Source organism: Bartonella sp. AP30XZML, assembly GCF_042195945.1.
Lineage (GTDB): Bacteria > Pseudomonadota > Alphaproteobacteria > Rhizobiales > Rhizobiaceae > Bartonella.
Genome location: NZ_JBHIPJ010000031.1, coordinates 1 through 7,352 on the forward strand (window position 1 = coordinate 1; position 7,352 = coordinate 7,352).

Sequence of the window (7,352 nt, forward strand, 5' to 3'; positions counted from 1 at the left end):
ACACCTTTAAAACTCTTTGAAAAAAAATGAATTGGTACAAAACCTAGTGGCAAAATATACAAAACCCGCTGGCAAGCTACACTCATTAAAGAGGCTTTAAATGATCTTTGAAAGGTCTTTGAAGACCCTTTGAGAACCCCTTAAAAACCCTTCGAAAAAAAATAAATTGGTGCAAAACCTGCTGTCAAATTGTGCAAAACCCGATGACAAGCTACAACAAAACCCGCTGGCAAGCTACAGCTACATACAAATACAACTGGCTGGGGAACTTGGATTCGAACCAAGATTGACGGAGTCAGAGTCCGCTGTTCTACCATTAAACTATTCCCCAATAAGCCAATTTTACCATTTCTAGCAGATTCTATAGTGTAGGCAAGTGCAAAAAATCTTTAGATTATCGATAATAAAGAGCGATAGGGATATCATTATAATCCCAGTAGGGGCGTCCTCGATATTTTAGCATATAGCAATAAGCGAGTAAAAATATATAAATAGAGCACACCGCGAACGGAGGTATCATAAACTCTTTTTGGAATATTCCCTAATATAGGTGTATCATGTCAGGCAGTTACTACTAAATCATGGAGAATTTATGAGTAATATCCCTACTTATCCTGTTACCCCAAACCTACAGTTGGTATACGTCTCAAACATAGAGTATTCTACGGCTTTTTACAAATTCATCTTCATGAAAGAACCTGTGTTTACCTCGCCACGCTATGTTGCATTTGCTTCTTCGGGGGATGCTCTCTTTGCTCTCTGGTCTGGGGGCGATACGCCTGAGGAAAATGCACCTCGTTTTTCAGAAATCGGCATTATGTTGCCTACTGGAGAGGACGTAGATAAGCTCTATGTGGAATGGAAAGAGCAAACCACTGTTGAGATAAATGTTTTGAAGGAACCGTATACTGATGTATTTGGACGTACCTTCCTAATCAAAGATCCAGACGGAGATATTATTCGTGTTTGTCCACTGGATTAAAAAGCTTGAGATCTGATCTTTAATTGTCTGAATTATAATACCTGAATTATAATAATTGTCTGTTTCCAAAACCTATAAGCTATGCAAGCTAAGAGGCTTACTTACGACGCGTGGCTTATCCGTTCGGTGCTGTTCCACTATATTCAGCCCCACAACCTGCCTGTTTCCACAGGCGGTCTAATTGGCTTGGACATCAGTCGGCGTTATTGCATGGCCAGCGATCAGTACTTGTAAAATCATAGAAGCTATCCCTTATCGCCTTATGTGGAGTCTTTTGTTGGAATGGGAGGAATATTTTTTACAAGGAAATTGATATCTTTATGAAGTTAAAAAGGTTTTGTACATAAAAACTAATAAAATCAATATATTAAGTGCAGTTATTTTGTATGAATCCACTTAAGAATCCCTACTTTTATGCATGTTTGAATTGATCATTTTTTATATAAGATTGCCATGGATGTATAGACTATAAAAAGCAAATCATGATGCAAATACTATAACGCATAGGTGCATTCAAATGAAATGAAAAGCGGTTATCATTCATAACAGGTCATAAATTTTATGATACGTTTTTATCACAGCACAAATCACATTGTTTTAAATTTCAGTCGTTTGGAATTATCGATAACATAAATTGCATACGTTTAAGAATGGATGTGTTTTGCTCTTTATTTGAGTGTAACCTTAAAAGGAATAATCGTTTGAAACTATCATAAGCTTATAGATTTAGTTCATAAAGATTGCATAAAAGGATTTAAAGACAAGATCATTTTTAAAAACACTTACTAAAAAGTAGTAAATGATAGGCAGGCATTATATAGATACTATCATCACAATATAGAATGAAAATCACAATGTTATGTCTTATGAAATTGAAAGCATTTCAATGATATAATGCAAGCAAGCAAGAAAAAAACGTTTTAAAAGTTACATTAAAAATACGAAACCAAATGAGCTCCCCCCAAATTTGGGGGGCACCTATTGAAAAAAAGATGAGGCAGCAAAATTCAAAACCATTGTAACATCTAAGGTATGGGATTTTATTCAATTTTGAGTCAAAAGCTATAATGTTTAAAGATGGCTATTCTAAAGATAACGCCTCCAAAATTGGATTGGTTAATTTTGCCAACTCAAATTTGAGCTGGTTAATTTGCAAAGAAGTTACATTTGAGTGCAAAATGAAAAGATACTTATGAAAGCCTTATTGAGAAAACATTCATTTAAGATGCATTTTCTTTTGATTGGATTGATAAAGTTACCAAGCGTTTATAGATTCTATAATGCTAATGAATGATATCAAAATCATAGCTATCATTTACGTTTCTTTTGATAAGTTTTCATATTTCTAAATAGAGCACTTGCAATATGATACGTTTTGTATATATGAATTTATTACTCCATTGTGGATGATTCATTTGAATCTTATAATCAATATCTGAAAGCCGCGTCATATCATTTGGCTCGGCTTTCTTTTTTGAATTCTCTCTTTAGATAGGTTTATAGCTATTAGATAAGGCTTTCCCATAAACAGAGCCAGATATACGTGTATTACTATGGAAAGGATTTATTTGCGAGAGGATTACCAGACAATGTTTGCTTTGCTTGCGCAAGAGAAAAATTCTTCTCTCTCAATGATGTGTCTCAGATCCGAAAAATCTTTAGCCAATTTAAGATAAAAGAGGTTGGCACATCTTATACATGTGGTTCAAAGAATCCGCACCGGCTCAAGAGCTTATCATCTCAAATTGCAATTTTTAGAGGAAGAGAAAATATGCATTAAAGGGATTTTAAATGACCCTTGAAAGTTTTGCAGATCCTTTGAAAAAATAAATTGATGCAAAACCTGCTTTCAAATTATACAAAACCCGATGACAAGCTACAATCATTAAATACTGGCTGGGGAACTTGGATTCGAACCAAGATTGACGAAGTCAAAGTCCGCTGTTCTACCATTAAACTATTCCCCAACAAGCTAATTTTACTATCCCTAGCAGATTCTATAGTGCATGCAAGCGCAAAAAATCTTTATGATTATCGATAATAAAGAGCGATAGGGATGTCATTAATTGTTTTGATTTGAATATCGACATCATAAATGTCTTTAAGAATTTTTGGTTGCATAATTTCTTTTGGAGTCCCACAATAGGCCGCTTTCCCATTTTTCAATGCAACAATCATATCTGAGTAAGATGAGGCAAAATTAATATCGTGCATAACAATAAGAATGGTTTTTTTCAGTTCATCAGCTGTGCGGCGTAATTGCTTCATCATAGAAACCGCATGTTTCATATCCAGATTGTTTAATGGTTCATCTAAGAGAAGATAATCAGTGTCTTGGCAGATAACCATTGCTATAAAAGCGCGTTGACGCTGACCGCCAGAAAGCTCATCTAAAAAACGGTCTTGTAAATCTTGTAAGCCGAGATAGCGTAGTGCACTGTCGATAAATTGTTTATCTTCATGTGTATACCAGCCTTTTGAATAAGGATAGCGTCCGAAACTCACTAAATCGTACACGGTTAAGCGAAAAGACAAAGGATTTTCTTGACGCAGAATTGAGAGTTTTTGAGCCAAAATATCGAGGGGCATTTTATCAATATCAAAGCCGTCGATATGAATTGTCCCATTATGGTGTGGCAAAAGACGTCTTATCAGCATTAAAAGAGTGGACTTTCCGGAACCATTGGGCCCAATGAGAGAAATAATCCCCCCTTTTGGAAGATGAAGGCATAAATTATCGATAATCAATCGTGCTCCGTAAGCTTTGGAAAGATGATTGATCTCAATCATTTTAGTTTTCCCTTCATCAGTAACATTAAGAAAACAATTCCCCCACAAAACTCAATGATAAAACTTAAACGCCCTGCCATATGAAAAATTTGTTCTAAAATAAATTGTCCCCCCACCAGACAAATAATAGCCAATAATATTGCAATTGGAACAACAATACTGTGTTTTGCTTGAGGAGAAAGTTCATAGGAAAGGTTGGCAACTAACAGTCCAAAAAAGGTGACGGGGCCTACCAATGCGGTGGAAATGGATACGAGAATGGAAACAAAAATAAGGACAGCTGTCGCACTTTTGTGGTAATTAACGCCAAGATTGAGGGCATTTTCACGTCCTAAAGCCAAGATATCAAGAAGATGACGGGAATGCCATCCAATCAGACTCACAATGAGGACAATGATTGTGGCAAAGCTTATTAACGGTGTATTGAATTTATTAAAATTTGCAAACATAATATCGGTTAAATTCATCATTTGGTCTGGATTTAGTTGCAATTGCATAAACATCCGTAAACTGAAAAAAAATCCGCCTAAAACAACACCGATTAAAAGCGTCAAATGAAGCCCTTTTAGGCTTCCTGAAAAGAGCCAGCGAAAAAGGCTTATTGAAAAAAGGATAAGAATGAGGGCTTCAAGAACAAGCTGTCCTTCTTCATTCAAAAAGGGCAAAGAAAGAGAGCCTACAAAATACATTAGGGCAGTCTTTATTAAAATATAAAGCTGATCAAATCCCATAATTGAAGGGGTAAGAAGACGGTTATTAACGATTGTTTGAAATAAAACCGTGGAAACGCTTATTGCATAGGCAATAAGAAGCAGAGAGGAAAGCTTTGTAAGACGAAATTTCCATGTATGAACATTGATATTCCACGTCATGTAAAGACTAATGACAGTGCATGCTATGATGATAAGTGTTGTTAGTACACATATTGTTTTTCTTCTTCTATCCAAGACGCTTTCTCCAGCGTAAAAGCAGTATCATAAAAATAAAACTACCGATTACACCCATTATGGTGCTGATGGGAATTTCAAGAGAGGGATGAATGATTCGTCCTAAAAGATCACAAATCAAGACCAATCCTGCACCGCTGATGGCCACCCAAGGAGCGGTATAGCGCATATTATCTCCCATGAAACTTGAAACAATATTTGGAATAATCAACCCAACAAAAGGAATACGGCCAATGGTACACACAACAACAGCAGTGATTGAGGCGACAATAAAAAGACCAAAAAACATGACAACACGATAATTCAATCCAAGGTTATTGGTTAAATCTTCTCCCAAACTTGCAACCGTAAAGCGATCAGCAGTACAATAGGCCAGAATACAAAGGGGAAGGGATAGCCATAAGAGCTCATATTTTCCTTCAAGAACCATCGAAAAACTGCCAAATAAGTAAGCTTGAAGAGAAGGAAGTAACATTTCATAATCTGCAATGGCATTGGTTAAAGAGCCAATAATATAGCTTAGCATAATCCCTGTAAGAGGTACAATGAGAGTAGATTTTAGAGGAATGCGTTGCAATAAAAACATAAAAAGTAAAGTGCCTGCCATGGCAAAAATTGTCGCAACGACCATTTTTCCTAAAACAGGAATATCGGGCCAAAAAACCATAATAAAAAGAATGCCAAGGGAAGCAGATTCAATGGTTCCAGCGGTTGATGGCTCGACAAAGCGATTGCGTGTTAATAGTTGCATAATCATGCCTGAAAGTGCAAGTGCTGCGCCTACTAAAAGGATTGCAATGGTACGAGGAAGACGTGTTTGCCAAAAAATAAGCCACGCATGGGGATCGGCTGCAAAAAGGTTAGAAGGTGTGACATCAGAATAACCAACAAAAATGCTGAGGATAGACAGGAAAATTAAAAGTGTTATGGTTATCCAGTAATTCTTCACGTTAAATCATTTTCTCTTAAAACTTAATAAAAAAAAACAAAGGTTGTTTCATAAACAACCCCTGCTTTTAAATTTTATTTATATAGCAAGCAAGCTCTTTCGTGCGCTTATTTGCTCTTTGTAAAGGCTTCATTGATCTGCTTAGCGGTTTCAATGAGTGCTGTTAAACCACCATTTGCACGATACCAACTCCAAGAGTCCAAATAAATAATTTGGTTTTGTTTGCTTGCTGTTGTGCGGTGAACAAGCTCATTGTTGAGCAATTGTGCTGCGGATTGTCCTTCCCGTCCAATGGCTGCATCGCGATCAATCACTAACAACCAATCAGGATTGGTTTCAAGAATGAATTCAGGAGAAATGAGTTGTCCATGTTTTTGCACGGTAAGTTTATCGGTTGCAGGGGCAATTCCAAAAGCGGAGTGAAAAATATCGAAACGTGATTTTGGTCCGAAAGCACTGATTTTTCCACCAGAGGTCATGAGTATGAGCCCGGTGCCTTTTCCTTGGGTATTTTTACGGACTTCAGCAAAAGCTTCATTGATTTTTGCAATTTCCTTTTCTGCTTCTTGTGTTTTACCAAAAATTTTTCCAAAGATAGACACATTTCGTTTTATATCTTCAAGAGAATTTTCGTTTTCTACGGTTAGATCAATTGTTGGGGCTATTTTGGATAAGTCTTTATATTTTGCTTGAGTTCTGGAGGAAATAATAATCAAATCGGGTTGAAGAGTGGCAATTTTTTCATAATCTGGCTCAAAAACGGTTCCAATTCTTTCATATTTTGCATCGTCAAATTGTTGCAGATAGGAAGGTTTTTTTCCTTCAGGAAGGCCGATAACTGCTTGGATACCAAGGCGATTCATATTATCTAGCGAGGCAAGATCAAACACAACAACCTTTTGCGGAGAAGTGGGAACAGAAGTCGTGCCTGAAACATGATCAATTGTTATATTTGTCTGGGTACTCGTATTTGCAATACTCGTATGCGTCCACAAAATCGTTGCAAAACTAATTGCAACCAGTAAAATAGAAGTCATCCATTTCATATATTTTATCATCGTGATTTTATCCTTTTATCTAATATTACAAGGGTTTGTGCACTTAAAAACTTAACTTTGGTATTTTTATGCACAAAATGAAGCGTAAATAAATAACACTATGTTGTAAAGTTGACTGACATATGTTACAAATCGTTCACTTACCTCATTTTCACTTAATTCTAGTGTTTTTGCAACATTATTTAGAAAGTTTGACATATGATCAATGTATTTAAAAAGCGTACACGTTTGTACGCACTGACAACAAGTGCTTTCTTCTTTTTACAAGGTGTAGATGTTTCTATGGGGAGTAGTTGGTTTTCACTGCCTTCAATTTCATTGCCAAATCTAAGTGGATTATCATCTCTGGTGCCATCTTTTAGAAGTTCATCAAAATCTCCTGCACCTAAAGTAGTTGAATTACCTGCATCTCCTTCGCCACAAGTCGCTAGCCAAGGGGATGGTGGTGGCGCTGGTGTTCCTGGTGGTGGCGCTGGTGTTCCTGGTGGTGGCGCTGGTGGACTTGGTGGCGCTGGTGTCCCTGGTGGTGTTGGCGTTGGCGGTGTCCCTGGTGGTGTTGGCGTTGGCGGTGTCCCTGGTGGTGTTGGCGTTGGCGGTGTCCCTGGTGGTGTTGGCGTTGGCGGTGT

General features: G+C 37.1%; 6 protein-coding genes, 2 tRNA genes and 2 pseudogenes. 4 read left to right on the top strand and 6 right to left on the bottom strand.

Annotation, left to right across the window (positions count from 1 at the left end; translation table 11 throughout):
- Window positions 1–257: 257 nt before the first annotated feature.
- Window positions 258–331, bottom strand: a tRNA-Gln gene (locus ACFIL2_RS02075).
- 261 nt (window positions 332–592) lie between these two features.
- On the opposite strand from ACFIL2_RS02075, the gene ACFIL2_RS02080 reads away from it, so the two are divergent.
- From ACFIL2_RS02080 to ACFIL2_RS02090, 3 genes and pseudogenes are all read left to right on the top strand, one after another.
- Window positions 593–982, top strand: a complete 390-nt coding sequence (locus tag ACFIL2_RS02080; RefSeq protein WP_375680153.1) for a VOC family protein — start codon at window positions 593–595, stop codon at window positions 980–982.
- Window positions 983–1,163: 181 nt separating this feature from the next.
- Window positions 1,164–1,295: a hypothetical protein gene (locus tag ACFIL2_RS02085; protein ID WP_375612406.1), complete on the top strand. Its 132-nt coding sequence runs from the start codon at window positions 1,164–1,166 to the stop codon at window positions 1,293–1,295.
- Window positions 1,296–2,534: 1,239 nt separating this feature from the next.
- A pseudogene (locus tag ACFIL2_RS02090) lies at window positions 2,535–2,740 on the top strand (DNA adenine methylase); the annotation flags it as partial.
- Window positions 2,741–2,875: 135 nt separating this feature from the next.
- Here ACFIL2_RS02090 and ACFIL2_RS02095 read toward each other — a convergent pair.
- The 5 genes from ACFIL2_RS02095 to ACFIL2_RS02115 form a co-directional block, all read right to left on the bottom strand.
- Window positions 2,876–2,949, bottom strand: a tRNA-Gln gene (locus tag ACFIL2_RS02095).
- A 64-nt stretch (window positions 2,950–3,013) separates the two neighbouring features.
- On the bottom strand, window positions 3,014–3,772 hold the full coding sequence (locus ACFIL2_RS02100) for an ABC transporter ATP-binding protein (protein ID WP_375680154.1): 759 nt from the start codon (window positions 3,770–3,772) through the stop codon (window positions 3,014–3,016).
- Window positions 3,769–4,719 carry an iron chelate uptake ABC transporter family permease subunit gene (locus ACFIL2_RS02105; protein ID WP_375680155.1) on the bottom strand — a complete coding sequence of 317 codons (951 nt, stop codon included), beginning with the start codon at window positions 4,717–4,719 and terminating at the stop codon, window positions 3,769–3,771. Before ACFIL2_RS02105 ends, ACFIL2_RS02100 begins: the two co-directional genes overlap by 4 nt.
- Window positions 4,712–5,668 (bottom strand): ABC transporter permease, encoded by a 957-nt coding sequence (locus ACFIL2_RS02110; protein ID WP_375680156.1) that lies wholly within the window; start codon window positions 5,666–5,668, stop codon window positions 4,712–4,714. The genes ACFIL2_RS02105 and ACFIL2_RS02110 overlap by 8 nt, the downstream gene beginning before the upstream one ends.
- A 107-nt stretch (window positions 5,669–5,775) precedes the next feature.
- Window positions 5,776–6,726, bottom strand: coding sequence for a siderophore ABC transporter substrate-binding protein (locus tag ACFIL2_RS02115; protein ID WP_375680157.1), 951 nt, complete (start codon window positions 6,724–6,726; stop codon window positions 5,776–5,778).
- Window positions 6,727–6,924: 198 nt separating this feature from the next.
- On the opposite strand from ACFIL2_RS02115, the pseudogene ACFIL2_RS02120 reads away from it, so the two are divergent.
- Window positions 6,925–7,352 (top strand): annotated as a pseudogene (locus ACFIL2_RS02120) (hypothetical protein); the annotation flags it as partial.